Here is a 26,183-nt window from a genome sequence, read left to right as displayed (position 1 = left end):
TAGCGGAGGCGACAATGGCTCTGATCACCCTGCGGCAACTGCTCGATCATGCCGCCGAGCACGACTACGGCGTTCCGGCGTTCAATATCAACAATATGGAGCAGGGCCTTGCCGTGATGGAAGCGGCGGCGGCGGTCGAAGCGCCGGTCATCATCCAGGCCTCGCGCGGCGCGCGCAGCTACGCCAACGACATCATGCTCGCCAAGATGATCGAGGCGCTCGCGGCGATCTGGCCGGACATTCCGCTCGTCATGCATCTCGACCACGGCAACGCCGAAGCGACCTGCGCCAGCGCCATCCGCTTCGGCTTCACCTCGGTGATGATGGACGGTTCGCTCAAGGCCGATGGCAAGACGCCCGCCGATTACGACTACAATGTGCGCGTCACGCGCAATGTCGTCGACATGGCGCATTGGGTCGGCGCTTCGGTCGAGGGCGAACTCGGCGTGCTCGGTTCGCTCGAAAGCGGCATGGGCGAAAAGGAAGATGGCCACGGCGCCGAAGGCAAGCTCTCGCACGACCAGCTGCTGACCGATCCGGCGCAGGCCGAGGATTTCGTCGCCCGCACCAAGGTCGATGCGCTCGCAATCGCGATGGGCACGTCGCATGGCGCCTATAAATTTTCGCGCAAGCCCGACGGCGCCATTCTGGCGATGAAAGTCGTCGAGGAAATCCATCGTCGCCTGCCCAGCACGCATCTCGTGATGCACGGCTCGTCGTCGGTGCCGCAGGACTTGCAGGACGCCTTCAACGCCGCTGGCGGCGAGATGCCGCAGACCTGGGGCGTGCCGGTCGCAGAGATTCAGCGCGGGATCAAATATGGCGTGCGCAAGATCAACATCGACACCGACAATCGCATCGCCATGACCGCGGCGATCCGCGGCGTGCTCGGCAAGAACAAGGGCGAGTTCGATCCGCGCAAATATTTGAAGCCCGCCATGGAGGCGATGCGCGCCGTCTGCAAGCAGCGTTATGAGGAATTCGGCGCCGCGGGGCAGGCCTCGAAGATCAAGCCGATCCCGCTCTCCGAAATGGCCAAGCGCTACGCCAGCGGCGCGCTCGATCCGCAATTCGCGAGCAAGAAGGCGGCGGAATAGCGTCATGACCGGCGTCGTCATCGCGCCCTCGATTCTCTCGGCCGACTTCGCGCGGCTGGGCGAGGAGACGCGCGCGATGGCCGACGCCGGCGCCGACTGGATCCACCTCGATGTGATGGACGGGCATTTCGTGCCCAACATCACTTTCGGGCCAGGCGTCGTCGCGGCGCTGCGGCCGGTGACGAAGCTCACGCTCGACGTGCATCTGATGATTTCGCCGGTCGACCCCTATATCGCCGCTTTTGCGGAAGCGGGCGCCGACGTCATCACCGTCCACGCCGAGGGCGGGCCGCATCTTCATCGCTCGCTACAGGCGATCCGCGCGCTCGGCAAAAAGGCCGGCGTGTCGCTCAATCCGGCGACGCAGGAGAGCGCGCTGCGATATGTGCTCGACGATATCGATCTCATCCTGGTGATGAGCGTCAATCCGGGTTTCGGCGGACAGAGCTTCATTCCTTCGCAGCTCGACAAAATCCGCGCCATACGCGAGATGATCGGACGACGCGCGATCCGTATCGAGGTCGACGGCGGCGTGACGCCGCTGACGGCGCCGCAGGTCGTCGAAGCCGGCGCCGATGTTCTCGTCGCGGGCTCGGCCGCTTTCCGCGGCGGGCAGCTCTGCTACGCCGACAATATCGCGGCGCTGCGGCGCGCCGCGGCGAGCGCCGGCGCGATCGCCGTGTGACCCGGCCTCCCGGCCAGTTGATTGTCGCGACGGGGCGCGCTATCGCCTCACCTGCGCATTGGGGCGTCGCCAAGCGGTAAGGCAGCGGATTTTGATTCCGCCATACGGAGGTTCGAATCCTCCCGCCCCAGCCACGCATTCCCAGAATCTCAGGCCGGACGCGGACTTTGGGGAAAGGGCCGGGAATTCGGTGCATTTGCGCGAGGAGCGGCGGCTCAGAGACTTTCTAAAGGCGGAAATCCCGGTCTCAATGGCGTGATTCCCGCCACAGTCTCAGTCGGCGATTTTTCAATGTCCGGGTTTTTTCGACGGACGCCGCCTGAGACGGGTTCGCTTTGTGAGCAGACCGGTTGGCTTCGACGCGGTTCGGTCGATGAACCCGGATGTATGTCATCCGTTCCGGATCGAGACACGACGGGGGCATGAGACGGCGCGGCGCCGGCCGCATCGGCCAAGACCGAGATTGAAGGATTTAGCCGAGGCCGAGCCGTCGCTCTTGATCCGCCCAAGCATGAGGCAGAGCCTGTGTCAGGCTGGAGACTGTTACACCTGAGGGAGCGGCGCCGTCGGCGATCGCCTGAACAACTTTTGGCGACAGGAACGCCAGGACGGCCAAGCGCCGGACATGACGTTCGGCGAGACCTTCGCTCCAGGCGATCTCGTCGAATGATGCGGCCTTACCCGAGAGGATCATCTCCATCCATCCACGTGAACGCGCAATCGCCTTCAGCAGCGCCTCTCGCGTTTCGGAATCAATCGTCTCCTGATTCATCGGCGCATGCGAGATTCCTTTCCGCGGCGCGAGTTTTCGAACAAATGGAATCATCAGCCCGATCGATCTGTTCGGCGCTCTTTCACAATCCGATAGATTTGCTTCCAGTTCCCGCCCGTGAAACGTAACCGCCGTCGTAGCCGAGCGCTCGCAGTGTTTCGAACACGCGGATCAGCGTCAACCGCTCCCGCGCCGGCTTCGTTGCGTTCGCCGCAAGCACTCGATCGATCTCAGCCTTCCAGACGCCGAGTTTGGGACGCGGCTGGACCTCCCGTTCATAGGAAAACGACGTCTCGCCCGATCGCAGAACCTTGCGAACCGTATTGCGTGATATCTTCAGATCCCGGGCAATCTCCTTGATCGACTTGCCCTTCTGAAAATGCTCCCGCCGAATCCGGCCAATCGTTTCCACAACCAGCATCCCCCACCGCCCGCTCGATGCCAAAGCGGGCAGACCTGCAAGCGGTTCTCAAGGGGGTCAATTTTGGACGCCGATCCCCCGGCTTAGGGGGTCAAAATTGCACGCCTAATCACACGCCGACGGACGACGGGTATTCGCACGCCAGACCTCAAGGAGCGCTTCTGATGCGAGGTTTCTATTCGCAGCCGCTGCTGTGGCATGCGTTACTTCCAGTTCCGCTATTGCGGAGGCGAGCCTGTCTGTCGCGGGCAATAAGCCCCTGATCGCACTATTGCGGGGCGACAGCAGCCCTTCGCAAGGGACGAGCGCTGTACAGCGCGTGAAGCAAAGCCGCGAACTGCCGATCCGTGGGTGGTTCGGAGAGGCGGGCACGAATGGCTGTCGCGCGTATCGACGGGGCGAGGACGGTTCATACGTGTTGTTCGATAAGCAAGGGGAACTGGGGAAGGCGGCGAGGGCGGATGCGATTACAGGACCATCGAGCGGCGCTCCGGCTCCGAATACGTTCTCAGCGGAACCTGCTTCGATTTGGGCGGCTCCAAGACTGCTACACGATTGACCTTGATTGTGATCAGCAACAACGAGGTGATGCCCGGCCTGTGTGGAACCGATCAAGGGGTCATCCAGCCCCGTGGGCCGTGCGCAAATCGTCCCGCTAAAGAGCCGAGGGCGACGTCATCAATGACCGCCGGCATTCGGATCGAGGCGGATTGCTTCGTTGTGGTCCGCCAGGGCGCGGGCGTCGTCGCCCTTGGCCTTATAGGCCTTGCTGCGGTCTTCGTAAGGACTTGTCCATTTCGGACTGCGTTGGATCGCCGCCGTTTGGTCCGCGATGGCGCGGTCATAGTCGCCCTTGGCGTGATAGGCCTTGCCACGCAGCAAGTAATCGAACCCTGAGTCAGTTTTTACGCTTACTTTCCCCGATTTCATGTCTGACTGGTGTAGGCGTATCGACTTTGTCAAATCGGCGATCGCGAGATCATAGTCGCCATTGCGCGTACGAAAGTCGCCACGCATCAAGTAGTGGCCAAAATATTCCGGATTGAGGCGGATCGCCTCTGTTATATCGGCAATCGCCAAGCTCCATGCTTTCTTTTTCATGTAGGCCACGGCGCGGGACGAATAGACTTGCGCATCCCCCGTTCCGCTTTCGATGACGCGCGAGCAGGCCGCAATCGTTAGGTTCGTTTTGCAATCATGCAGATCGCGATCGGCGGCATGCGCTGGCGGCGTCAGCCACGCCGAAAGAATGATCGCCGCAACAGAGAACCAATAGCGCATCGATTATCTCCCAGCCCTCGTTCAACCCCTGCGGACAGATTGCCTTGAGCAACCGCCCTGTCAACGCGGCCCTTCTCCCGTGGCGCCGATCAGTCATGCCGCTCGTGGGGAGACCGTGCGCGAATTTCAAAATCCGGCCTTCGACAGCCGCGTAGCTCGCAGGCGCGCGTTTTGTGCGCGAATGATCTCCTTGTCCATGGCCGTGACCCGCCTTTGCAATTCGTCGAAGCTCGCGTTGAAGCGGTTCGTGCTCCCGCTTCTCGCGCCACATCTCGCGTAGATCTTCGATGTTCATCGAATAATGTAATATCGCGCTCGGGTGGAGTGCCGAGCATAGTCGTGGCGGGTTCGCTAAAGCGCGTGCGGTTTTGACCGATGGTTTTGCTTTGGAGCCACGCCAACATGGCCGATCCTGGCGCTCGACGATCGAGACTCCCGCGAGCAGCGCCGGGCGCAGCCAAGGTGGTAGGATCGGGTTTCCGGGGAAGACAGAGAGATCTCACTGTACACGACGGCGTCGATTTCCAGAACAACGACGCCAAGCAGCCGGATGTTAGCGCTGCGTTTCAAATGCGTGTTCGTGGGTCGCGTCGCATCAATAGGAGGCGCGCCAGTTCCGTTGGCGCCGTCCAGGTTCGAACGCCGGGTACTGCTTCATCGTCGACCAGACTTGCAATTGATAAGTTCTATAGACTAAGTTGCCTACAGGCAAACGGGAGGCTTCGATGGCATCTTGGTTAGAAGACAATTCCCATTCGATCGAGCGCACTCCTCTGGTCCGTCTCAATAGGCTGACCGACGGCTTGCCAGCGACCCTTCTGGCGAAAATAGAGGGTCTCAATCTAGGTTACTCGGTCAAATGCCGGATCTGCGCTTCGATGATCGGGGATGCCGAGGAGCGAGGACTTCTCGGCCCCGGAAAAGAAATCATCGAACCGACGAGCGGAAACACCGACATCGAGCAGGGATATATTGCGGCTGCCCGTGGCATTCCTCTTATGCTCACCATGCCGAAAACGATGAGCCACGAGAGGCGGAAAGGCGACGAGTTCGTCCCGGGCGTGCTCGACCTGTCTTTGGTCGACGACATCGAGCAGGTCAGCAACGATGAAGCAATCCTCTTCGATATGCCTTCACACTTGTTGATCCAAACGCAGACATCGCGCTCAAGTTCTGCAGCGCATTGGCACGCTCAAAGGCGTTCTGTCCAAGCGCCTCATTCCAAAGTCGCAGGTTTCTTCGAATAGGTCGGAACCATCAGCGAGCGAGATTGAGACCATGAATTGGGCAAGAGTTCCGCGAAGTAGTTCCAGCGCCACGCCTGCGAAGACGATCGCGCAGCCGACCACCGCGCGCGCGACAGCAATGGTGTTCGTCGATCCCATATCACGGAAACTGAAAGAAGAGCTTGATACAATCGCCCGCACCGACGCTCCCGTCCTGATAACGGGTGAAACAGGCACGGGTAAGGAAATAGCCGCTCGATACGTGCATTTGAATAGCGCGCGACGGTCGGGACCATTCCTCGCCGTAAACTGCGGGGCTCTCAGCGAAAGCCTCGTCGACGCAGAACTTTTCGGGCACGAAAGGGGAGCTTTTACGGGCGCGATCACAAGTGAAGCAGGGTGGTTCGAGGCCGCCAATGGCGGCACGCTGTTACTTGATGAAATCGGCGACCTTCCGCAACGGGCCCAAGTGAAGCTCCTTCGGGTTCTTCAGGAACGAGAGGTTGTGCGCGTCGGATCGAGGCAGGCCCGCCCGATTGATATTCGGCTGATCGCGGCGACGAATGTAAATCTTGAACGCGCCGTCGAAGCCAAGACTTTCCGCCAGGATCTTCTATATCGTCTCAACGTCTTAACGGTGAAACTGGCGCCGCTGCGCAAGCGCAAGGGAGACATCGCGCCACTTGCGGAATTTTTTTTGAATCATTATGGCGCGCGGTTCGGATGGCCCGATGCGTCGCTTTCTGAGAGCGCCTTGAGGAAACTGCTGGACTATAGCTGGCCTGGGAACATCCGCGAGCTGCAAAATGTCATACACAATGCGCTGCTGCTTGCGCAGGACGCGGAGGTAACGGACGTCCCGCTTGTCGAAACGATCGCGCATGAGGACGATACGATCGATTTCGAAACAAATTTGCGTAAAACTATCAACGAAGCTTTGGCTCGCAATGAGCGAGACGTTTTGAAGCGCGTGACGCAATGCGCGATAATTTGCGCCTTCGAACGCGAAAAGGCCAACCAGGTGCGCGCGGCCGAGGCGCTTGGCGTGACTCGCAATGAATTTCGCACGCATCTTTCGCATATGGGCCTGATTGCCCAACGCAAAACCGCGGCCTCTCCACAGAAAACGACGACGGAACCGCGCGGAGCGACCGGCCTCGGAGTCGTGCGTATCGGCTATCAGCATTTTGGGACGCTTGCGGCGCTCCACGTGCTTGGATCTTTGGACGAGCGACTTCGCCCGCTCGGATTTCGTTCGAGATGGAGCGAATTCAGTTCCGGCCCAGCAATTCTTGACGCCATTGGTAAAGGCGAAATTGATTTTGGAGTTACGGGCGAGGCCGCCACAGTTTTTGCGTTAGGCACCGGCGTCCCTTTTTATTACATCGGACACGAGCCACCTGCACCCTGCGACGTTGGAATCGTCGTGACGAACCGCACGATCGTGTCGGTCGATGATCTCCGCGGAAAGCGAGTTGCGTTTAGCAAATGGTCGAATGCCGACCATTTGCTAATGTCGCTTTTGAAAGGTCGTGGCTTATCGCCGACCGATATTGAGCCGGTTTACATTTCGCCCAGTCTGGACCTTGTCGCTGAACTCGAAAAAGGCGTGATCGATGCATGGGCGATATGGGCCCCCATGCTCAGCATCGCAGGCGCCCGGCATGGCGCGCGGCTCTTAGTTGACGGCGTTGGTCAAGTCCAAAACCGTCAATTCTACGTCGCGCGGCGCGCCTTTGCGATCGGCTACCCGAACGTCATCGACGCCCTCCTAAAAGAGGTGGAGTCGGTTCGGGACCGGCGCCCTGTTTCCCTTGCCCCGCGATTAGCTGAAACCCGTGGGCTGAATTTGGATCCAGCAGCTGCGCAGCGCTATTTCGATAGTCTCGAGTTTCAGCCTCGCGCGATGGACGAAAACGTCATATCGGAACAACAGGAAATTGCCGATGCTTATTTCAGCGCGCGGCATTTGCCGAGCCGCGTGCTGGTGTCTTCCGCCGTATGGCGCAGCTCCTGAGGTCTATTTAAAACCTGGCGAGAACGGGCGCGATCACGTCCGCTCCAAACCGGAACGTCACGCCAACGCTCGCGAGCCACGGATCGATATTCGAACTGACGCGAACGTATATGTTTTTGTTGAGCGCGGAATTATAGATCGTGGCGTAAGACGTTGGTTCCGCCATGATGCGCTTGAGATCAACGTTTACGCCAAAATTTGACGTGAACATGTAGTCGAACCCCACTTGCCCCGCCACGCCGACTGACTGGCCGACATGCAGTTCGCGTACGGAATTGAGACCCGTGACGCCCAGCGCCGTTATCAGCGGCGTCCAGCTGTTTCCTGGCGTGTACGCGTAAGGAACGGCCCAAGTGACGCCAACGCCAATGTAAGGCTGAAATGAGCCGAAATTCGTGAAGTGATATTGCGCGAGCAGCGAAACCGGTAACAGGTTGGTCGACCCGACCGGAATCTCCGCAAGCGTGCCTGTCGCCGTGAGCTTGTGCCGCGTATATCCGGCGATAGTTTCCACCGCGAAGTTACGGGTAAAATAATATGCGAGATCGATCTCGGGAATAACCGAATTCGAGACATTGACGCCCGCGCCGAAAATCTGGCTACCCGGCAAACCGGTTGTCAGGCCGCTCACCGAACCAACCGCTCCAAAGCGATCGTAGATGGAGAAATGCCCGTCGGGGACGATGGCCGTCGCACGCAACCGGACCTGGAAGGGTTGATAGTCCTCCACAACAGCAAAGGCCGGCGACGGCGCAAAGCGATTGGGCGGCAGATCCGCAGCGAGTGTCGTCCCAGCGCTCAGCGCCAATATGCTCGTGGTCGCGAAGCGTTTCAGTTTCATAGGAGAGGATGTCGGCTTCATGAGGATTGCTCGTTGTGGGGCGTGAATTGCGGCGGGAGACGGCGAACCTATTCGCCGCCCTCGTAGAAGAGCTCGAGCGGCAAACCGACAGACGTCTTGCCGATCCAGTCGCGTGCAATGATATTCGACGGCCCCATTCCGATGCCGGCTCGGGCGTCGCGAAAATAGCGCTCCAGCGCGCCCTTCTTGTAGCCGTAGCCCCCAGTGACAGTGAGCGCCGCAGCAGCGGCGACATTTGCGGTTTCGGAGGCGTGCACTTTGAATTCAGTCAGAGCGATGAGCAGCTCCGCCTGCGGCGAATTTGAGCGCCACAACGTGTCGAGACGAGACGCCAATTCGCGCCGCCACGCGCCGAGCGACTCGATGTGGACCTTGGCTTTCGCCAATTCCTGGCGAATTGCCTGATAATCGGCGAGACGCTTGTTGGTGTCCTGATGAATGGAGTTCTTGATGTGATTAACGGCGGTATCATATACGCCTCGGGCCACACCTTCCCACACGGCGCCAAGCCCAACCAGATAGATCGGGGACACGCCGTTATAGATAATTTCCTTACCCTGATTTTCCTCGCCGAGACGATCACGCTTTGGAACCTTGACGCCATCATAACGAATGGGTCCCGAGTGATTGCCGCGCACCCCGAGCGCGTTCCACGGTCCGGGCGTGATGCCAGGTGAGCCGCCGTCGACGATAAAGAACGAGATGTCCGATTGGTCGCGGGCGCCAGGCGTACGCGTTTGCGTGATGTAGTAATCCGCTTTGCCTGCCGATGTCGTAAATGACTTTTCGGCGACTTAGCCCAATTGCCTTCGTGCTCCGGCGAAGCGTTACCCGCGTTCTGAACTTCTTGATGGAAGCTGCGGACCGCCGCTGGATCTGCATGCGCGAGGATTTCGTCGAGCTCTTTTTTTGCGTCATCGTGAGCGGCGCGGACAATCGCAAAGGCATTAATGCCGATCTTCACCTTGTGGCCGGCGTGCGCCGCTTTTTCGCTAATGTCGTCGATCTGCTTCTTTATGCCGTCTGGCGTATTGCCATTGGTAAAATACCAGTCCGACACGCTCGCCGCCATGTCACGCGCGGCGCGCGAGCTTCCGCCCTGGAAGATTTCCGGCCGCGCGATGGGCTTCGGTTTCAGCGTGTAGTCATGGAAGCGATAGAAGTCGCCGGAGAAACTGAAATTGTCCTCCGACCAAATGCCGCGAAGAGCTCGAATGAATTCTTCGGAGCGACGGTATCGCTCGTCATGGTCGAGCCAGGGTTCGCCGATGGCGTGAAACTCGCCTCTGAACCATCCCGACACAATGTTAACGGCGATTCGTCCTCTCGTGTAATGGCTGATCGATGCAACTTGCTTCGCCAAAAGCGCCGGCGTCCATGGACCCGGAAGAACCGCGGCAATCACATTGAGCTTCCGCGTCGCGGCGAGTAGCGCATGCGAAAAGCTGACTGATTCATGCTGATATTCTGCGCCATAACCCGCCGTGAAGCGGATTTGCGTCAGCGCGTATTCAAAACCCGATGCTTCGGCGATCTGCGCGAGCTTCACATTATATTCCAGATCCCAGCTCGTTCGCTGCGGAATTTTGCTGATCACGAGTCCGCCGGAAACGTTTGGCGCCCAGTAGGCGAATTTGATCGGCTCGTTGCGATTGCGCTCAACAGGCAAATTAGCGCCGCTCATCCCTGAACTCCCTTGTCACGTCGACCGCCCGAATGCAGGCGCAACCAACGTACCGATGGCTCAGGCTCCCCGGAGCAAGCGCTTTGCCAATTCATTTTGTGCATAAAATCAATGGCTTCAGCGCAGCGCCGCGCCAACGCCTTTGCAAATGAAGCAATCGCAAGCCATGCGGTGCTACATATGCAGCATGCTCACCACCGCTCGCCATTTCTAAAAAAAGAGTCGGTCCGCGCTTTGCGAGCAGGCCGACGCACAGCCCTTGCATCACATGGAGCGATGATGACCGAACGTAGAGCGAAGCACATTATCGATATGCGCGCGCGCCCATCTTTCCTGCACTCCTTTTTCGGCGCCGACTGCCAGTCGGATGATTATGAGACGGTGCGGTGGATCAACAGCCGTCTCGGCGCGAGAGATGTCGATCATTTCACTCGAGCCAAGGATCTAACAGGATTGGTCGAGGAACTCGCCGCCGCGCACATTGACGTCGCCGTGATGGTCGGCAGAAGCACCCCGGCCGTACGCATATCGAATGATGAACTTGCAGCTCTCGTAGGCGCTTCAGAGGGTCGGCTGCTCGGCGTCGGCTCGGTCGATCCACAGCTTTTCGCGGGGGGTGCGGCTGAAGTCGAGGCCTATCGCTGCCTGTCAGACCTCAAGCTTGCCGGCGTTAACGTCGATCCGGGCTTCTATAACGAACCCATTTCGCACGACCACGAGTCTTTGACGCCCATTTACGCTGCGTGCGACGCGGCCAACAAACCCGTGTTCCTTATGTCCGGTCCCACCACCCCTGATCTTAGGCACAATGACCCGCTGGCGGTCGACCGTGTCGCCAAGCGCTTTCCTTCACTACGAATCGTCTGCTGTCATGGATTCTATCCCAGGATTGATGACATGATTGGCGTGGCCTTCCGCAACGAAAACGTCTTCGTCTCGCCGGACATGTATCTCTTTGCGCCGGGCGGCGAGCGTTACGCGGCGGCAGCTAAAGGATTCCTTTCCACCCAACTGCTCTTTGGCACATCCTATCCGTTTCGCCCCATTCTACAGAGCGTCAAAGATTTTTTTGCCCTCGAGCTCGATGAGGACGCCCTCGAAAATGTTGCATGGCGGAACGCCGCGCGTTTGTTACACATAAACCTAAACTGATGCTGCTGCAGAGGCCACAGTACGTCAATCAGATGCTGCAAATGCAACACTTAGGACCGAGGGTCGCCAGCATTTCCAGCCAGAAGATGCTGGCCCGGGACTTGCCCTCGTTCAAACGTAAGAAGATGTCTCACTATCGTATGGAATGGCGCGATGGATATTTTTTGGTATATCCCTACGCACGGCGACTCACGCTATCTGGGCGCGGAAGAAGGCGCCCGTGCTGCGAATTTCGACTATATTCAACAAATCGGAATCGCGGCTGATAGTCTCGGCTATCATGGCGTTCTGATCCCAACAGGCCGGTCCTGCGAAGACCCGTGGATTGTCGCCGCAAGTCTGATCAACTCGACAAAGCGGCTGCGCTTCCTTGTTGCGCTGCGGCCAGGCCTTACGCAGCCGGCGCTCGCCGCGCGCATGACGGCGACGCTCGACCGCCTGTCGGAAGGGCGACTTCTCATTAACCTTGTCGCGGGCGGCGATGCGCAAGAGCTCGCCGGCGACGGCGTTTTTTTGGATCATGCGGAGCGCTATGCCGTTTCTGAAGAGTTCGTGCGTGTCTGGGAGGCCTTATTGCGCGCGAGTCGAAGCGGTGAAGCCGTGGACTACGAGGGGCGCCATTTTCGTCTTTCCGGCGGAAGGCTGCTGTTCCCGCCGTTCCAGTCGCCGCGCCCGCCGCTTTATTTCGGCGGCTCCTCTGACGCAGCGCACGATCTTGCGGCGCGCGCAGTTGACACGTATCTGACCTGGGGCGAACCACCCTCTGCCGTCGGCGAAAAATTCGCCGACATCAAAGCGCGCGCTGCGCATTGCGGGCGCAACCTCCGCCTCGGCGTTCGCCTGCATGTCATCGTCCGTCCGACGGAGAAGGAGGCCTGGGACGCTGCGGAAAGCCTCATAAGTCGCCTTGACGATCGGATGATCGAAAATGCGCAGGCGACTTTCTCGAAAATGGATTCAATCGGCCAGCAACGCATGATCAGCCTCAGAAAGAGCAACGGGCGCAGCCGCGACGATCTAGAAGTAAGTCCCAATCTTTGGACCGGCGTTGGCCTGACGCGCGGGGGCGCCGGAACCGCGCTCGTCGGCGATCCGGATCAGATCGAGGCGCGCATCAGAGAATACGAAGCGCTTGGCGCGGACAGTTTTGTGCTTTCGGGCTACCCACATCTGGAAGAAGCATATCGCTTTGCGGAATTGATGTTTCCGCGCCTTGGAATTGACGGACATGGCGTCCTGCCGGGAGAAAAGATAACAGGGCCTTTCGGCAGCGTTGCGGTGACGCCCGCATCTTCAAGTCCTTCGGCAGCGGCCTGAGCTGGAGCAATGAGCGCCATAACGTCGCTGCCCACTTCAGCTGCGCCAACGGGCGCGCCGTCACTCGAACAGCTTCTTGCTTTGCTTGCGGCGACAGCGCCGGAACGCGATCGGCAAGGCGGCACGGCAAAAAGAGAACGCGATTTGATTCGCGCGAGCGACTTGCTGCTTTTATCAACGCCCAAAGAGCTGGGCGGCGTCGACGCCGACTGGATCGACATTTTCGGCGTCATTCGGAAAATCGCGACCGTCGACAGCTCTCTCGCGCATCTCTTTGCGTTTCATCATCTCATGATCGCAACGCTGCAGTTCTTTGGACCGAGACAGCAGGCATATGAGCTAATGGCGCGCAGCGTTGTCCAACGCTGGTTTTGGGGCAATGCGCTCAACCCGAAGGACCGGCGCCTACGCATAAATGCCGCCGGCGACGACTTTCGGCTCGATGGGGAAAAGAGCTTCTGTTCAGGCGCCAGCGACTCCGACATGCTGGTGGTCTCGGCGGTCGACTGCGCGGATAAACTCATCATCGCCGCGATACCGACCCGGCGCGCGGGCATATGTATTCACGACGACTGGGACAATATGGGGCAGAGACAGACTGATAGCGGGACCGTGTCATTTTCTGAAGTTCTCGTCAGTCAAGACGAGTTGCTCGTTTCTCCTGGTCCGCTTGGCTCGCCCTTTGCAACGCTTCGCCCTTGCCTCGCGCAGCTGATCCTCGTCAACATCTATGCTGGGCTTGCCCAGGGCGCGGTGGAAGAGGCGCGGGCCTATGTGTCGGCGTTACCCGTCGAAGAGTCGAAACGCATTCGCTTAGATCCGTTCAGATTACGCACGATTGGCGAGCTTTGGGCGCAAAGCGCTGCGGCGAATGCGATTGTCGATAACGTTGCGCGCCAATTCGATGACGCTTGGCGGCTCGGGGACGACATCACTCCGGAGCAAAGAGGAGCGTTGGCCATCAACATTGCGAGCGCCAAGGCGATCAGCGCTCGCGCCGCGCTCGAGGCCAGCTCGCGAATTTTTGACGTGATGGGCGCGCGCGCAACGGCGGCGCGTTTTCGTCTCGACCGCTTCTGGCGGAACGCACGGACGCACACGCTGCACGATCCACTAGATGAGAAACTCCGCGAGATCGGAGACTGGGCGATAAACGGCGTCTATCCACAGCCGTCCTTTTACTCTTGACGTAGCGAAAGCTCTCTAAATGAACTTTTCCACCATCGAAGAAGCGATCGCTGCTCAGCAACGTGGCGGCTTTGTTGTCGTCGTCGATGACGAATGCCGTGAAAATGAAGGCGATCTTATCTTGCCTGCCGAAAAGATGACGCCAGAGGCGATGGCCTTCATGGTGCGGCATACAAGCGGCGTTGTTTGCGTCGCCCTTCCCGATGAGATTGCAGATCGCCTGTCCTTACCGCTCATGGACCCGCATGGAGGGCACGCTCAGGGAACCGCTTTCACTGTCACGGTGGACTGCCGCCATGGGCTCACGACGGGCATCTCCGCGCGGGAGCGAAGCGCAACGGCGCGCGCTCTGGCGGACCCGAAATCCAGCGCTGACGACTTTGTGAGGCCAGGCCACATATTTCCCCTGCGGCGCCATTGGCGTGGAATTTTGGGACGACGCGGCCACACCGAAGCAGCGTCCGAACTTGCAGCGCGCGCCGGTTGCGCGCCCGTAGGCGTGCTGTGCGAGATCATACGCGAAGACGGCGAAATGGCGCGTCGCGATGACCTCTTCGCATTTGCGAAGACGCATGACCTGCCGATTGTGCAGATCGCCGATCTCGTGGATTACGCTCAACGCCGCGTCGAGCCCTTGACGCTCCTTGCGAAGTCTCGCCTGCCGACGCGGCACGGCGAATTTGCCGCCCACGTTTTGCGCGCGAACGACGGCGCCGAACACGTCGCCTTTGTGATGGGCGACCTCCGCGGCGCGAAAAATGTGCTCACGCGTGTGCATTCGGAATGTCTCACAGGCGATCTTTTGGGTTCGCTAAGGTGCGATTGCGGCGCACAGCTCGATCTTGCGCTTCGGCGCATCGCGCAGGAAAGACGCGGCATCCTAATTTATCTACGCGGCCACGAGGGGCGAGGCGTTGGATTGACGCAAAAGCTCCGCGCCTATGAGCTCCAGGACCAAGGCGCCGACACAGTCGACGCCAATCTACGCCTGGGGTTGCCTGTTGACGCCAGAAACTACCACGCCGCAGGAGCCATTCTGTCCCAGCTCGGAGTGAGAGGAATAAGGTTGATGAGCAACAACCCCCACAAGGCGGCCGAATTGGCGCGTTCAGGCGTCTCGATAGAAGAAATCGTAGCGCTCCATACCGCGCCGAACGGAGAGAACATAAGATATTTGGAAACGAAGCGCAGCAGAATGGGGCATCAAATCGGTCAGCTGGACGCTTCGCGGACCTTTGAAGCCGTCATCCCGTAAAGCGCGTTCAGCCACGCAACTGCAATAGTCCAGAGGAGCAAGCTATGAGTAAGCTGAAAGTTGTCGCCGTGTCAGGCGGTCTTTCGAAGCCATCGAAATCCGCGGCGTTAGCCTCTGCGATTGTCGAACAGATCGCACGAATAGTTCCCGTGGAGACGACCTACATAGAAGTCGCCAGTCTCCTCGCCGATCTGCCAGCTGTCTCGTCCGCTTCCCATGCGCCCAGCGAAGTCATCAAAGCAATCCAAGCGATCGAAACGGCTGACGCCCTCGTGGTGTCGACTCCCGTGTATCGAGCATCCTATACGGGCTTGTTCAAACATCTCTTCGATCTCGTGCATTACGAAGCACTGATCGATAAACCCGTCCTTCTTGCGGCGACCGGCGGCAGCGAGAGGCATGCTCTGGTCCTGGAGCATCAGCTTCGACCGCTATTTAGTTTTTTTCAGGCGTTAACTTTGCCCGTTGGCGTTTTCGCCAATGATCGCGATTTTGAAAACTACCAAATCGTCAACGAGAACTTGAAGGACAGGATATCTCTGGCGGCAGGAGGCGCTGCAAAATATTTTACGAAGCACGACTCTTACGCGCTATAGGCACATTCGTATCGGGCTAACGACTCAGCTAGTCATCTGGAACTGAAGTTCGAAAAAAGGCCGGGACCCTTCGATTTCGGTTTTCAATTGGGATTGGCTTTCTGTTGCATCTGAGGTGTCGAATCGAGACTTGTCGCGATCCAGATGATGTGCCGGGCGCCACCACGTTGGCGATTGGCGCGCACCCTGACTTCATCCACACGGAACCCGGCCTTGCGAAGGCGCGATGTGAAAGTCCGATCCGGCCCCGATGACCAGACGGCCAACACCCCATCACGGCGCAGCGCCTTGCGGGCCGCCCTCAATCCTTCAATAGCGTAAAGTCCGTCATTGGCTTCGCGAGTCAGGCCCTCGGGGCCGTTATCAACATCGAGAAGGATTGCGTCATAAGTCGAGCGGCCAGACCGGATCAGGCGTGCAACGTCATCTTCCTCGATGCTGACGCGCGGATCCGTCAGGCTGGCGCCGAAGACTTCCGCCATCGGACCGCGCGCCCAGGCCACGACCGCTGGAATGAGTTCGGCGACAACGATCCGCGCGTTCTCGCCGAGGACAGTGAGCGCGGCGCGCAGTGTGAAGCCCATCCCCAGCCCGCCGATCAGAACGCGCGGCTGTGGGCGCGCCTGAATTCTCTCGCAGGAGAGCGTGGCGAGCGCCTCCTCCGAGCCACTGAGGCGACTGTTCATCAATTCGATATTGCCCAACATGATGGAGAATTCTGCGCCGCGACGCTTGAGGCGGAGTTCGCCCTCGCTGCCGGGTATCGGCGCTGTGTCGAGCAGGGTCCAGGGAATCACTGATAACCCTCGTTTAGTTGGGAAGCGCTTCATGTGACGACATGCGGTGACCTCAATAGGCTGCGGGGATGCGCAGCGCCTTCACGCAATCCATATCAACACCTAGTGACGAATGTCCGAAGCGCCATTCCACCAACCGCCGCCGAGCGCCATGAAAAGCGCGGCGGTGTCGGCGAGACGCGTCGCCTCGGCCTGCACGCGCAACAACGAGGCGCTGAAGTAGATCCGCTGTGCGGTAAACACGGCGATCTGTGAGACCTGGCCATACTTCAATTGCATGCGCACGATATCGAGGCTGCGCTTCGCGGCGTCCTCGCTCTTGCGAGCGGTTTCGACCGCCCTGGCGTCGACCTGCAGGGAACGCAGCGCGTCGGCGACGTTCTGAAAGAACATTGAGCTCATCAATTCGTTCGTGCAGCGCCCTCAAAACGACCGCGGCGTTCTCGCCTTTCAGCATCTGCACGACGCCCTGAATGGCGTTCGAGTTGTAGTCCTTGCCCAGCATGCCCTCGCGTTCTTGAGCGCTATACCGCGGCGTCCCAATGTCGCGGGTCAACACAGGGAGCCGCCATGCTCGGCGATGACGATATTTCCCAGGCCCTCCTTGGTGCGGACGAGGCCAATGCTGCGGATGACATAAGCTTGTTCGCCGCGCGTGATGCGACTGCCGCCGGCTCTGGCGCTGTTTGCAGCGATGGAGTTGGTGACGTCGGTCAGGCCGAGCCCGTAGCGCTGCATTGCAACGGGAGCGACAGACTCCCGTCCGTTCGCGGTCGATTATCCAGCGCACGATCAAAAATTGTAAAACGTTCGATGCCCTCGGGAGCCAAATTATCGCCGACGGTCCATTAGCCACAATTTTTCTATCATTCAGAATAATACTGCAAATTCAGATCGCTCGATCGCAATCTGGAGGCGCCGCGTGCGATTGCCAAGCCGCTTTGGCGGCAAGAAAATCTTGAGAGCGGCTCTCACCGCCAGCGCTATTGTGGCGACCCTTGGTTTTGAGACGACGCCGGGTCAGGCGCAGGGCTTCTTTCGCTGGTTCGACAGCCTGTTTCCGACCGGACCAAACCGAGCTTGGAGAGGCTCTCCAAGATCCCACCCTCGGGCCGCCAGAAATGCCTTCCGTCGTGGGTTGAACACATCCGGCGCACCATCTGAGCCCGAAACCAAGTCTATCGAATCCGCTAACCCTGAGCGACCGCTACTTGTAATTGCTTCAATCGCCGACCAGCGTGTCTCCCTGTACAATCACCAAGGGCTCGTCGCCCGCTCGGCGATTTCTACCGGCATCGCCGGCCACCCGACGCCCAAGGGCATCTTCACCATCATCGGCCGCGAAAGATTTCATCGGTCGAATATCTACTCCGCCGCGCCAATGCCGTTCATGCAGCGCATTACCTGGTCTGGCATCGCCATGCATCTCGGCGTCGTTCCTCGCCATCCAGCCTCGCACGGCTGCATCCGGCTCCCGGCGGAATTTGCCGCCAAGCTTTGGGGGTGGACGAAAATCGGCGAGCGCGTCGTGATCTCGCCGCAAGACGTGACGCCAGCCGAATTCGCGCACCCGCTGTTGCCAGCGCCAAAGATGCGGGTTCTGGCGGAAGCCGACAAAGCGCCTAGCCTCGAGGCTCCCGGGGCATCGGTCGTTGTCGCCCCACCGCAGCGGGTCAATCCGCTTCAGTACGCTGAACTGCTTAAGGTGAAAGTCGCGGCGGCAGTCAAGAGTGTGAAGGAGATATCAGCGGCCATCAGCCTTAAGCGGCAAGAAGTCGCCCGTGCGGCGACAGAACTCAAATCCGTCGCAAGAGCCCACGCTTCAGCTAGCTCGAAAGCTGACGCCGCAGCCAGAGCAAAGAAGATCGCCGAGGCCGACGCGAGCGCCAAGCAACAGAAATCGGCGCTAGCTGCGGCGCAGTTTAGTGCGTCCGAAGGCGACGCCTCGAGCAGGGCCAAGGTCGATCGTCTCGCCAAGGCATACGAGGATGCAACGGCAGCCAAGGATGCGGCGGCATTAGCCAAATTGAACGCCGATGCGACGCTCGCCGAGTCTGCGGCTAAGCTAGCAATTGCAAAAGCGACTTCGGCGGCCAAGGTCGCAGAAGCAGCGGACGCGATCCGCCGCTTGGGCGAAGCAAGAGTGGTTCTTAACGCTGTGACTAATGCTGAGAAGGAAGCGCGGCGGCGAGCGATGCCTGTATCCGTGCTGGTTAGTAAGAAGGATCAGCGAATTTACGTGCGCCAGGGGTTGGCTCCAGTTTTCGATGCGCCGGCAAGCGTACGCGACCCAGAGAGGCTGCTCGGTTCGCACCTTTATATCGCGACTGCGGCGAAAGATGACGGGACTTCGCTCAAGTGGTCGGTCGTGTCGATGCCAATTCAGAACGCTGAAGAGCTCAATGATCGGAGGGTGAAAACAGGCTTGTTTGACGAACTGGTAGACGCGACGGCGGATCCTCGCAGGCCTCCTTCAGGTCCGGCCGAGGCGCTCGAGCGTATCGAGATCGCACAGGAAGTTCGTGATCGCATTGCGGAGCGTCTTTGGATTGGCGGCTCGCTGATTATATCTGACCTGCCACTCAGCAGCGAGACCGGCAACATCGGAACCGACCTTACGGTGAAAATCCACGAGAAGGACTGATGAGAAAACGTGGTTGCGTTGCCCAACGCAATTGGTGCGCTTCCGGCCTTTTTCCCAATTACCGAAACCCTTGTCCGCCTTGCGCCAGAAGCAGTCATTATCACTCGGACGATCGACGATCGGACTCAGCGAGAAGCAAAAATAAGACAGGAGTTCCAGCGGCCGTGCTGCCGCTGAGTCAGACTAGGGTCGTGCATCGGAGGAACGAGCCAACGTAGTTTTCATCAAAACCACCTGATATGGATTCCTCATCGGCATAGCGCCCGCAACCGAAACGATCTTACCCTGGTATGAAGACATCTCGCCCGTGAGTTCGGCCGCGGTTACATCGGCCATCGGGAGCAATGTAACGAGAACAAGCACCATTAGCGCACACAAGCGCCAAAGCATCTCCTTTGAGTGGAAACTGCAACCGTTTCTGGCGAATAGCAAAGGCAAGCGAAACATAGCATTTCCCAATCGTTCTCGGCCCACTCGTTGGCCCAAGAGCTTAGGTTAGCATGTCGAAGCAGGCTAACAACCTTCCTCTTGGCAGCGCGTTCAATTCAGCAACGGTTGCTCAATGGAAGGACTGCTTGGGGTCAGGAATAGCCATTCGCGGACGGCCGCTTCTCGCCATAAGCGGACGCTGCAGGGTCGATTTGAGTTGTCGTTCTCGCTTAGCGAGACTTCGAGAAACCTGGCGCCATTCGGCGCAGAGTGCGATCACGAAAAACGAAGTGATGGATCAATGCCGAACTGGCATGGATCGTGGCGAGGATGATAAGCCCATTCGCTAGAGCTTCATGAATTTCCTTCATGTTGTGCGCAAAGCCTTTGTCTTTGATCCATGGCGACGCGATATCGACAATCCCAAGCAAGGAAAGCGCATGTCCATCCGCGAATTGCGTCGCGACGCCAAGGACGATCACAGCGGCCAGCAACGCATATAGCGCAACATGGACGACCTTGGCGGCAATATCGCCCAGGCTTCCCAAGGGCGTCGATTCCGGCGGCGGCGGCGGGTCGATGAGACGCCAGCCGATACGAACGACCAATAGGATGGCGATCAACTCACCTGCAAAAACATGAATAAATTCTCCGAGATCCCGGGTGCTCCCCCGAGGAAGATCTTCGCCCACGGTCCCAAGGACCCAAGCGAGGGCCACAAGGAGCACCGAAAGCCAATGAACTAGTTGCACGGCTGCGCCATAGCCATGCTGAGAATTGCGCCATTGCATTGAGGGCCTCCCCGAGCGTTCCGCAGAACTCTATCAAACGACTTGGTCCTCACCTCGGCAAATTTGAGTCGAATGGCGACAGTCGATACGGCAAATTGTGTCAGCAATCGGCGAACGGAGATGCCGCGAACAGGACACGAGACGTGTCAGGCGAATGTTCCCGCAAAGCGTTAAGAGCGGCCGTCCCCCGGGAAATGAGTCCACGACCAACTGCGATATGCGTCGCTTCGATTAAATGCTCCCGAGCGCAACCGGACGGTCGGTGATGGCCATTCTTGAGAAGCGCGGCAGCTGATTACCCGGCTGGACGGTGTTCTACTTCGATGAGGCCAGGGCGTGCGTCGTTCCCTTGGACGGGAAGCGCCGGCTACGGAGCACCGTTGAATACGAAATTCTGCTCGACGACGGATCTTGCGACTAAGAAAAGATTTTGCCCTCGGAGAGCGCCAAAAGAATCTCGCCGCCCTCTGAAAAAATTTGTCGCACTGTGGCGCCGCTTACGTTCAAGAAGATGTGCGAGCGCTACCCGACCATGCGAGCAAAATCAATTTTGCCGTCGCGCGGCGCGCATCGTCATTGGCTGCGCCCGCTGGCCAGCAGATTGATATTGCAATAGTATTTTCAACTTGGCCGTCCCTGGAAAGACCGATCGATGATAATTATCAAAAGATTACGAGAGGCAAGGCTGCCATGACGCAGCTCGGGCGGAAGGCGAATTTCGGACTTAAGGCCGCCCATGAGGAACGGGCGCGGCGCAATGAACTTGCGCTGCGCCTAGCGCTAGGCGCGGTTCCCATGATCAGCTTTGAGTGGGACATCGTGCGGGATATCGTGCGGCGGTTTGATCCGTTTGATTCCGACATTTCCTCGAGCACAGGCATGTTCAGCCGTTTTGCGGCTGTCCGGGATGCTGTCCATCCAGAAGATCGAGCGCAATTTTGCGCAGATATCGAAGCAGCGCTGCTCGGTGAGACTGAACGGTTTGAGACCGAAATCCGGATCCTTGGTCCCGATGGAATAGTAACCTGGTTCCGCGAACGAGGAGTTGTCGAGCGAGACCAGTTCGGGCGTCCGCTTCGCATGATCGGGGTCGCCCACGATGTCACCGCGCAGCGCGCTAGGCCCTCATGGGAAGCGGCGTCCGCTTGCACGGCCGCGAACGCAACCCCGTCGCTCAGGGCTCTGGTGATTGATGATAATCGTGAGGCCGCTGACGCGCTTGCGCTGCTGCTTGGAACAGTCGGGGCCCGTGTCCGGCTTGCTTACAGCGGAGCGGGAGGCCTTGCCGCGCTGAATGAGTTTAAGCCGCCGCTGGTGTTTCTTGATATCGGCATGCCCTATTTGGATGTCGTTGAGCTGATCCGTCGCATTCATGTCCCTGAAGGCGACAGAATCTCTCTCGTCGCCCTCAGCGCTTCGCGCGCCGAGCGCACGGTTCGGCTTGTTAAGGATGTCGGCTTCGACGGTCTACTTATTAAGCCGGCCCGATTTGAAGCGCTTCTCGATCTGCTGGAGGAATTATCTTGCCATGTGTCGAAGCGAGGCTAAGGCGCGACGCCAAACATAGAAATCAGCGGCATTGCTGGCGTTCCTCCCCAAGCCTTGACCCAATCGGACGCCTTTAAAGCGATCGGTCCGCGCAGCTCGCGGCGCCGATCCATATCGGTCGAATTGGTTAACGGCGCGGATTTAGCTATATTGGTGGAAGCAGCCGAGGGGTGATCGCCTATGCCCTGCAAAATCCGTCATATTCTGATCATATTCGCCTCAGCGGCGGCGGGGGCGGGCCTTGCCGGATGCGCCAGCACGCAGACGCGCCCGACACTGAGCGCCTCCGCGGTTGCGCCGACGCCTCGCAGCGATCCAGCCGCGCCGGCGGGAGGCATCGACGCAGTCGCCGTCCAGGGGGGCAACCTCTACGGCGAGATGAAAGACGCCGGCTTCATCGTTCCGGCGGTCCGACCGGGCCAGGTCGATTCAGCATTCCATCGCAAGAACGTCGCCTACTCGACCAGAGAAGCTCCAGGGACGATCGTGGTCGATCCCGCCGGGCACTATCTCTATTACGTCGAGGCGGGCGGCCGGGCGACCCGCTATGGCATCGGCGTCGGACGCGACGGGTTCGCCTGGTCAGGGGAAGCGACGATCAAGAGTAAGCAGGAATGGCCTGACTGGTATCCGCCGAAAGAAATGATCGAACGCAAGCCAGACCTTAAGAAGCAGCTGGTTGAGCTCCAAAGCGGTCTTGGCATGCATGGCGGTCCCGGCAATCCGTTAGGGGCCCGCGCGATGTATCTGTGGCAAGGGGACCGAGATACGCTCTTTCGCATCCACGGCACGAATGAGCCATGGACAATCGGGAAGAGCCAATCGTCTGGCTGCATCCGGATGATCAATCAGGACGCGATGGATCTCTACCAAAAAACCGCGGCTGGAACCCGCGTCGTCGTTCTTCCCGCCAAAGTGGCGCGTCGGTGAGCCTCTCCGGCTAAGGCCACGCCAGCCAGCCGAATGCGGATGGCATTTCGCGGGGGCGCCAGGCGATCGCGCGCGCCCGCCATCCGTCAGGCTCACGCTCGCGAGAACCCGCTCATCCCGCCAAGGCCGGATAGTCCGTGTACCCCACCGGACCCTTCGTATAGAAGGTCGCCGGTTGGGGTTCATTCAACGCCGCATGCCTGCGAAGACGCTCGGGCAGGTCCGGGTTGGCGATGTAGAGCTTGCCAAACGCCGCCGCGTCGGCGTCGCCCGCGACGATCGCGGCTTCGGCGGCTTGAGCATCATAGCCCTCATTGACGATATAGGGGCCGCCGAATTCCTCCTTGAGAATGCGCCCCAGCGCGTCGGGCCCCGCATGTTCGCGGGCGCAGATGAAGGCGACGCCTCGCTTGCCGAGTTCGCGCGCGACATATCCGAAGGTCGCCGCGGGGTCGGAATCGCCCATTGAGTGGGAATCGCCGCGCGGCGCCAGATGCATGCCCACGCGGCCTGGCCCCCAGACGGCGATGGCGGCGTCGGTCGCTTCAAGCATGAGGCGCGCGCGGTTTTCGACCGGGCCGCCATAGCGGTCTGTTCGCGTGTTCGCGCTGTCCTGGAGAAACTGGTCAAGCAGATAGCCGTTGGCGCCGTGCAACTCCACGCCGTCGAAACCGGCCGTCTTGGCGTTTTCAGCGCCGCGCCGATAGGCCTCAACGATTTCCGCGATCTCGGAAAGCGGCAGGGCGCGAGGGATCGGGTAGGGCTGGTAGGGACGCAATAGGCTCACATGTCCGGCCGGCGCGATCGCGCTGGGCCCGACAGGAGAGGCGCCGTTGAGATAGATCGGATGCGACACGCGCCCGACATGCCAGAGCTGCAGCATGATTCGTCCGCCGGAATCGTGAACCGCCTCCGTGATCCGGCTCCATCCTTCGATCTGCGCGTCCGACCAAATCCCCGGCGTGTCGGGATAGCCGACGCCCATCGGGGTGATGGATGTCGCTTCGGTGAGGATGAGGCCGGCGGAAGCGCGCTGCACATAATAGTCCCTCATGAGCGCGTTGGGGACGCGCCCTTCGCTGGCGCGGCAGCGGGTGAGAGGCGCCATGATGATGCGGTTCGGCAATTCCATATCGCCGAGACGCACGGGCTGAAACAAGATCGACATTCGGATGTTTTGCCTACGGGAGGACGCAATTTGGTCGGAAAGGGTTCACTTGCCCGGCTCCGCGCGCCGATCTTTACAAATGTCAAACATCGTCCCAGCCTTATGTTTTGAACCGTTGAGACAAGCCCGAAAGTTTCTACGGGATTTTCCGATCCTGACAATGCCACGCGAGGTGTTTGATCTGGCGAACACCGAGAGACTGGAGTGAAAGATGAGCAAGACCCTTCTCAGCGACTGGACTCTCGCCGCATTCAAACAAAGGGAGGAAGAGCGTCGTAGAGAAGAAAATCTTCGTGGAAGAGAGCAGGTTGATGCGGTTCCGTTCGCGCCAGCCGAGGCGGCGCCGCGTGAGAACGAGACACTGCGCAGCGAGTGGACGATTGCTGCTTTGCAAAAGAGATTTGCCGCTTTGGAGCAAAGACTCGCCGCAATGGAGCAAAGAGAAGAAGAACGCCGGCGATCTGAACGCGTCGAGGCCGCGGCGCGCGCTCGGCGAGCGGAAGAGCAGGAACAGGTCGTTTTGGGCGCCTCGCCTGACGTCGCTCCGGATCACAGTCATGCGCATTGGAATGAGATCGAACAACCGCAATTGGTCCAGGCAGCGGTTGAACCGCAAGAGGCAGGAACGATCTTGCGCGCCCAGGAGCAAGTATTTGAGCAAAGTGCTCCCGAGGTTGTCAGAGATGCTCAAGGATACGAAAGTCGTTCCGACGTCCGTCCTGCTCGCCGTCGCGGGTCGATCGTGTACAGGTTTGTTTCTGTCGTCATCACGGCTTTGATCGCCGCAGCGATAGGTTTCGGGGTCGCCGTTTTCACCGTGCCGATCGAGAAAGCGACGCAATTCCATACCTATGTTAATCGCACGCTCGACGGCTTGCATTCATTACAGAAAAAGCACTGAGCCTGGGGTGGACGCCTCGTCGTCGCTCGGGCTCAAATGTTTCGACGATTGCGCATCGAACCCCGGCCGCCTGCGCCTGCGATCTCGCCAGAGCAGGGCTTTCGCTGCGGTAGTCCCGACTGGGATTGTCGGGCGCGGCTAGTTCGTGCAGCGTTCGGACAGAAACTTCGCGTCGATCGTGAAGCCTGAGCGACGGGAACTCGCCGTCGTTTTCGACTGCGCGCGATACCAGCTCCGGAAATCGCCGGTGAACAGTAGACTCGTGACGTCACGCGCATCCTTCTGGCCGCATTCGATCGTGACGATGATCTGATCATTCGCGTGCGTAACAGATGGCTTTGCGCAACTTTCGTCCTGGGCGCCGATGATGCTGTCGCTCTCTTCGATGCAGACGTCATTGGTCCGCAGCCCGATCTCGGGCGAGATTGTCGAAATGCGCCACAGGCCCGGCCGGCGCTTCGGCAGTTCAGCGTCGCTCGCGAATGCCTGCGATTGCGCGCCTATAAACAGCAAGAGCGCGACGACGAGTTTTGAGGAAAAAAGTTGCGCGTGTTGCATCTCCATTCCTTATCGCGAAAGCGCATGGCGATCTACGTCCTACCGGCGCCGTGGCCGATGGCCGCCGCTGTTTCCCTGCATGTCCAGGAGATTGTCCTGTTGCGTCTCTTAGACTGACGAACATAGGCTTTCAAAGCCTATATGCGACGGAGTTCGGCTGATGAGATTACCCAATCGAAGACGGATCGGTCGCTGCGTTGCGCGTGTCGCCGGAGTAATGCTTTTCGTTTTTTCGCCTGAGGCCCCAGTCTTCGCAGCCGAATTGTCGCGCGCGCAGGTCGAGCAACGGCTCGCCGAAGCGCATGGTCAGCCAATCGATCTTTCAAATCTCGATCTCTCAGGCGTCGATCTGTCCGGCCTTAACATGCATGGCGCGGACTTCTTCTCCACCAAGCTCGCGAGCGCAAAGCTTGCAAAGGCCGATCTGTCAGCGGCGAATTTCACGCGCGCCGATTTGCAGAACGCCAACTTCTCGGGCGCTCAGATGAAAGCCGCGACACTTTACGCCGCGCTTCTCGACGGCGCGAATTTTGAAGATGCCGATCTCTCGAATGCGCGCATCATTGGCGGCGGTAAGGGCGTGAACTTCCACAATGCGAAGCTGATCGGCGCGGATCTCGGCGCCGATCCCGCCAATCAGGGCATGGTTCCGGTGCGCGCCGAACTCCCCGACGCCAATTTCGACGGAGCGGACCTTACGCGCGCCAATCTCACGCATGCGGTTCTTACTGGCGCCAATTTCACCGCGGCGATCGTCACTGGCGCACGTTTCGACTACGCCGTCCTCGATGGCTCGAATCTTTCCCTCGGGCGCTGACGCCTGCGGCGTTGTTACCGAAAATTCCTGTTACGTCCGGGAATATT

The 26,183-nt window shown here is 59.4% G+C and carries 23 protein-coding genes, 1 tRNA gene and 4 pseudogenes; 15 read left to right on the top strand and 13 right to left on the bottom strand.

The genetic code is table 11. The annotated features are described in order from the left end of the window. The first annotated feature begins 14 nt into the window (after positions 1–14). The 3 genes from fba to NEI07_RS18925 all read left to right on the top strand — a co-directional run bounded on the left by fba (position 15) and on the right by NEI07_RS18925 (position 1,916). Entirely contained in the window at positions 15–1,097 is a 1,083-nt protein-coding gene (gene fba, locus NEI07_RS18935; RefSeq protein WP_256036802.1) for a class II fructose-bisphosphate aldolase, read from the top strand. 4 nt (positions 1,098–1,101) lie between these two features. Then, on the top strand, positions 1,102–1,782 hold the full coding sequence (gene rpe, locus NEI07_RS18930) for a ribulose-phosphate 3-epimerase (protein WP_256036801.1): 681 nt from the start codon (positions 1,102–1,104) through the stop codon (positions 1,780–1,782). Between the two features lie 59 nt (positions 1,783–1,841). After that, a tRNA-Gln gene (locus NEI07_RS18925) sits at positions 1,842–1,916 on the top strand. A 338-nt stretch (positions 1,917–2,254) separates the two neighbouring features. On the opposite strand, the gene NEI07_RS18920 is transcribed toward NEI07_RS18925, so the two are convergent. The 3 genes and pseudogenes from NEI07_RS18920 to NEI07_RS18910 form a co-directional block, all read right to left on the bottom strand. After that, positions 2,255–2,554, bottom strand: a complete 300-nt coding sequence (locus tag NEI07_RS18920; protein ID WP_256036800.1) for a hypothetical protein — start codon at positions 2,552–2,554, stop codon at positions 2,255–2,257. A gap of 124 nt (positions 2,555–2,678) precedes the next feature. Further along, positions 2,679–2,975: pseudogene (locus tag NEI07_RS18915) on the bottom strand (NUMOD1 domain-containing DNA-binding protein); the annotation flags it as partial. A gap of 678 nt (positions 2,976–3,653) precedes the next feature. After that, positions 3,654–4,256 (bottom strand): tetratricopeptide repeat protein, encoded by a 603-nt coding sequence (locus NEI07_RS18910; RefSeq protein ID WP_256036799.1) that lies wholly within the window; start codon positions 4,254–4,256, stop codon positions 3,654–3,656. Between the two features lie 725 nt (positions 4,257–4,981). Here NEI07_RS18910 and NEI07_RS18905 point away from each other — a divergent pair. Together NEI07_RS18905 and NEI07_RS18900 are read left to right on the top strand one after the other, a co-directional pair. After that, a complete protein-coding gene (locus tag NEI07_RS18905) occupies positions 4,982–5,503 on the top strand; it encodes a pyridoxal-phosphate dependent enzyme (protein ID WP_256036798.1) in 522 nt (173 codons plus the stop codon). Between the two features lie 118 nt (positions 5,504–5,621). Next, entirely contained in the window at positions 5,622–7,499 is a 1,878-nt protein-coding gene (locus NEI07_RS18900) for a sigma 54-interacting transcriptional regulator (RefSeq protein WP_256036797.1), read from the top strand. Positions 7,500–7,506: 7 nt separating this feature from the next. On the opposite strand, the gene NEI07_RS18895 is transcribed toward NEI07_RS18900, so the two are convergent. The 4 genes and pseudogenes from NEI07_RS18895 to sfnG all read right to left on the bottom strand — a co-directional run. Then, positions 7,507–8,361: an OmpW/AlkL family protein gene (locus NEI07_RS18895; protein WP_256036794.1), complete on the bottom strand. Its 855-nt coding sequence runs from the start codon at positions 8,359–8,361 to the stop codon at positions 7,507–7,509. A gap of 47 nt (positions 8,362–8,408) precedes the next feature. Continuing rightward, on the bottom strand, positions 8,409–8,975 hold the full coding sequence (locus NEI07_RS18890; RefSeq protein WP_407659947.1) for an acyl-CoA dehydrogenase family protein: 567 nt from the start codon (positions 8,973–8,975) through the stop codon (positions 8,409–8,411). Beyond that, positions 8,970–9,137 (bottom strand): annotated as a pseudogene (locus NEI07_RS18885) (acyl-CoA dehydrogenase family protein); the annotation flags it as partial. The pseudogene NEI07_RS18885 and the gene NEI07_RS18890, both read right to left, overlap by 6 nt. Before the next feature lie 14 nt (positions 9,138–9,151). After that, a pseudogene (gene sfnG / locus NEI07_RS18880) lies at positions 9,152–10,045 on the bottom strand (dimethylsulfone monooxygenase SfnG); the annotation flags it as partial. Between the two features lie 111 nt (positions 10,046–10,156). Between sfnG and NEI07_RS18875 the strand changes: the two are divergent. From NEI07_RS18875 to msuE, 5 genes are all read left to right on the top strand, one after another. Then, on the top strand, positions 10,157–11,197 hold the full coding sequence (locus NEI07_RS18875; RefSeq protein WP_256036790.1) for an amidohydrolase family protein: 1,041 nt from the start codon (positions 10,157–10,159) through the stop codon (positions 11,195–11,197). Between the two features lie 153 nt (positions 11,198–11,350). Next, on the top strand, positions 11,351–12,514 hold the full coding sequence (gene ssuD, locus NEI07_RS18870; protein ID WP_256036789.1) for an FMNH2-dependent alkanesulfonate monooxygenase: 1,164 nt from the start codon (positions 11,351–11,353) through the stop codon (positions 12,512–12,514). 9 nt (positions 12,515–12,523) lie between these two features. Beyond that, a complete protein-coding gene (locus tag NEI07_RS18865; protein ID WP_256036788.1) occupies positions 12,524–13,702 on the top strand; it encodes an acyl-CoA dehydrogenase family protein in 1,179 nt (392 codons plus the stop codon). A 19-nt stretch (positions 13,703–13,721) separates the two neighbouring features. After that, a complete protein-coding gene (gene ribA / locus NEI07_RS18860; protein ID WP_256036787.1) occupies positions 13,722–14,957 on the top strand; it encodes a GTP cyclohydrolase II in 1,236 nt (411 codons plus the stop codon). Positions 14,958–15,001: 44 nt separating this feature from the next. Next, entirely contained in the window at positions 15,002–15,553 is a 552-nt protein-coding gene (msuE, locus tag NEI07_RS18855; RefSeq protein ID WP_256036786.1) for an FMN reductase, read from the top strand. A gap of 83 nt (positions 15,554–15,636) precedes the next feature. On the opposite strand, the gene NEI07_RS18850 is transcribed toward msuE, so the two are convergent. The 3 genes and pseudogenes from NEI07_RS18850 to NEI07_RS18840 all read right to left on the bottom strand — a co-directional run bounded on the left by NEI07_RS18850 (position 15,637) and on the right by NEI07_RS18840 (position 17,088). Further along, positions 15,637–16,350: a spermidine synthase family protein gene (locus tag NEI07_RS18850; protein WP_256036784.1), complete on the bottom strand. Its 714-nt coding sequence runs from the start codon at positions 16,348–16,350 to the stop codon at positions 15,637–15,639. Between the two features lie 102 nt (positions 16,351–16,452). Then, positions 16,453–16,737, bottom strand: a pseudogene (locus tag NEI07_RS18845) (TolC family protein); the annotation flags it as partial. Positions 16,738–16,902: 165 nt separating this feature from the next. Then, a complete protein-coding gene (locus tag NEI07_RS18840; protein WP_256036782.1) occupies positions 16,903–17,088 on the bottom strand; it encodes a hypothetical protein in 186 nt (61 codons plus the stop codon). A gap of 184 nt (positions 17,089–17,272) precedes the next feature. Between NEI07_RS18840 and NEI07_RS18835 the strand changes: the two genes are divergently transcribed. Continuing rightward, a complete protein-coding gene (locus NEI07_RS18835) occupies positions 17,273–18,994 on the top strand; it encodes a L,D-transpeptidase family protein (RefSeq protein WP_256036780.1) in 1,722 nt (573 codons plus the stop codon). Between the two features lie 659 nt (positions 18,995–19,653). On the opposite strand, the gene NEI07_RS18830 is transcribed toward NEI07_RS18835, so the two are convergent. Further along, complete coding sequence (locus NEI07_RS18830; protein ID WP_256036778.1) at positions 19,654–20,214, bottom strand: cytochrome b; 561 nt, start codon at positions 20,212–20,214, stop codon at positions 19,654–19,656. A gap of 513 nt (positions 20,215–20,727) precedes the next feature. On the opposite strand from NEI07_RS18830, the gene NEI07_RS19650 reads away from it, so the two are divergent. Further along, positions 20,728–21,762: a response regulator gene (locus NEI07_RS19650; RefSeq protein ID WP_256036776.1), complete on the top strand. Its 1,035-nt coding sequence runs from the start codon at positions 20,728–20,730 to the stop codon at positions 21,760–21,762. A gap of 180 nt (positions 21,763–21,942) precedes the next feature. Further along, positions 21,943–22,692, top strand: a complete 750-nt coding sequence (locus NEI07_RS18820; protein WP_256036773.1) for a L,D-transpeptidase — start codon at positions 21,943–21,945, stop codon at positions 22,690–22,692. Positions 22,693–22,804: 112 nt separating this feature from the next. Here NEI07_RS18820 and NEI07_RS18815 read toward each other — a convergent pair whose 3' ends face one another. Beyond that, positions 22,805–23,860: an alkene reductase gene (locus tag NEI07_RS18815; RefSeq protein WP_256036771.1), complete on the bottom strand. Its 1,056-nt coding sequence runs from the start codon at positions 23,858–23,860 to the stop codon at positions 22,805–22,807. A gap of 211 nt (positions 23,861–24,071) precedes the next feature. On the opposite strand from NEI07_RS18815, the gene NEI07_RS18810 reads away from it, so the two are divergent. After that, positions 24,072–24,761 carry a hypothetical protein gene (locus tag NEI07_RS18810; protein ID WP_256036770.1) on the top strand — a complete coding sequence of 230 codons (690 nt, stop codon included), beginning with the start codon at positions 24,072–24,074 and terminating at the stop codon, positions 24,759–24,761. Positions 24,762–24,899: 138 nt separating this feature from the next. On the opposite strand, the gene NEI07_RS18805 is transcribed toward NEI07_RS18810, so the two are convergent. Beyond that, a complete protein-coding gene (locus NEI07_RS18805; protein ID WP_256036769.1) occupies positions 24,900–25,319 on the bottom strand; it encodes a DUF3617 domain-containing protein in 420 nt (139 codons plus the stop codon). A 217-nt stretch (positions 25,320–25,536) separates the two neighbouring features. Here NEI07_RS18805 and NEI07_RS18800 point away from each other — a divergent pair, with 217 nt between their 5' ends. Further along, entirely contained in the window at positions 25,537–26,136 is a 600-nt protein-coding gene (locus NEI07_RS18800; RefSeq protein ID WP_256036768.1) for a pentapeptide repeat-containing protein, read from the top strand. Positions 26,137–26,183 lie beyond the last annotated feature (47 nt).

The organism is Methylocystis suflitae (assembly GCF_024448135.1).
Classification (GTDB): Bacteria; Pseudomonadota; Alphaproteobacteria; order Rhizobiales; family Beijerinckiaceae; genus Methylocystis; species Methylocystis suflitae.
The sequence above is the reverse complement of the archived record's forward strand: the minus strand, read 5'-3'. Positions and strand labels throughout refer to the sequence as shown.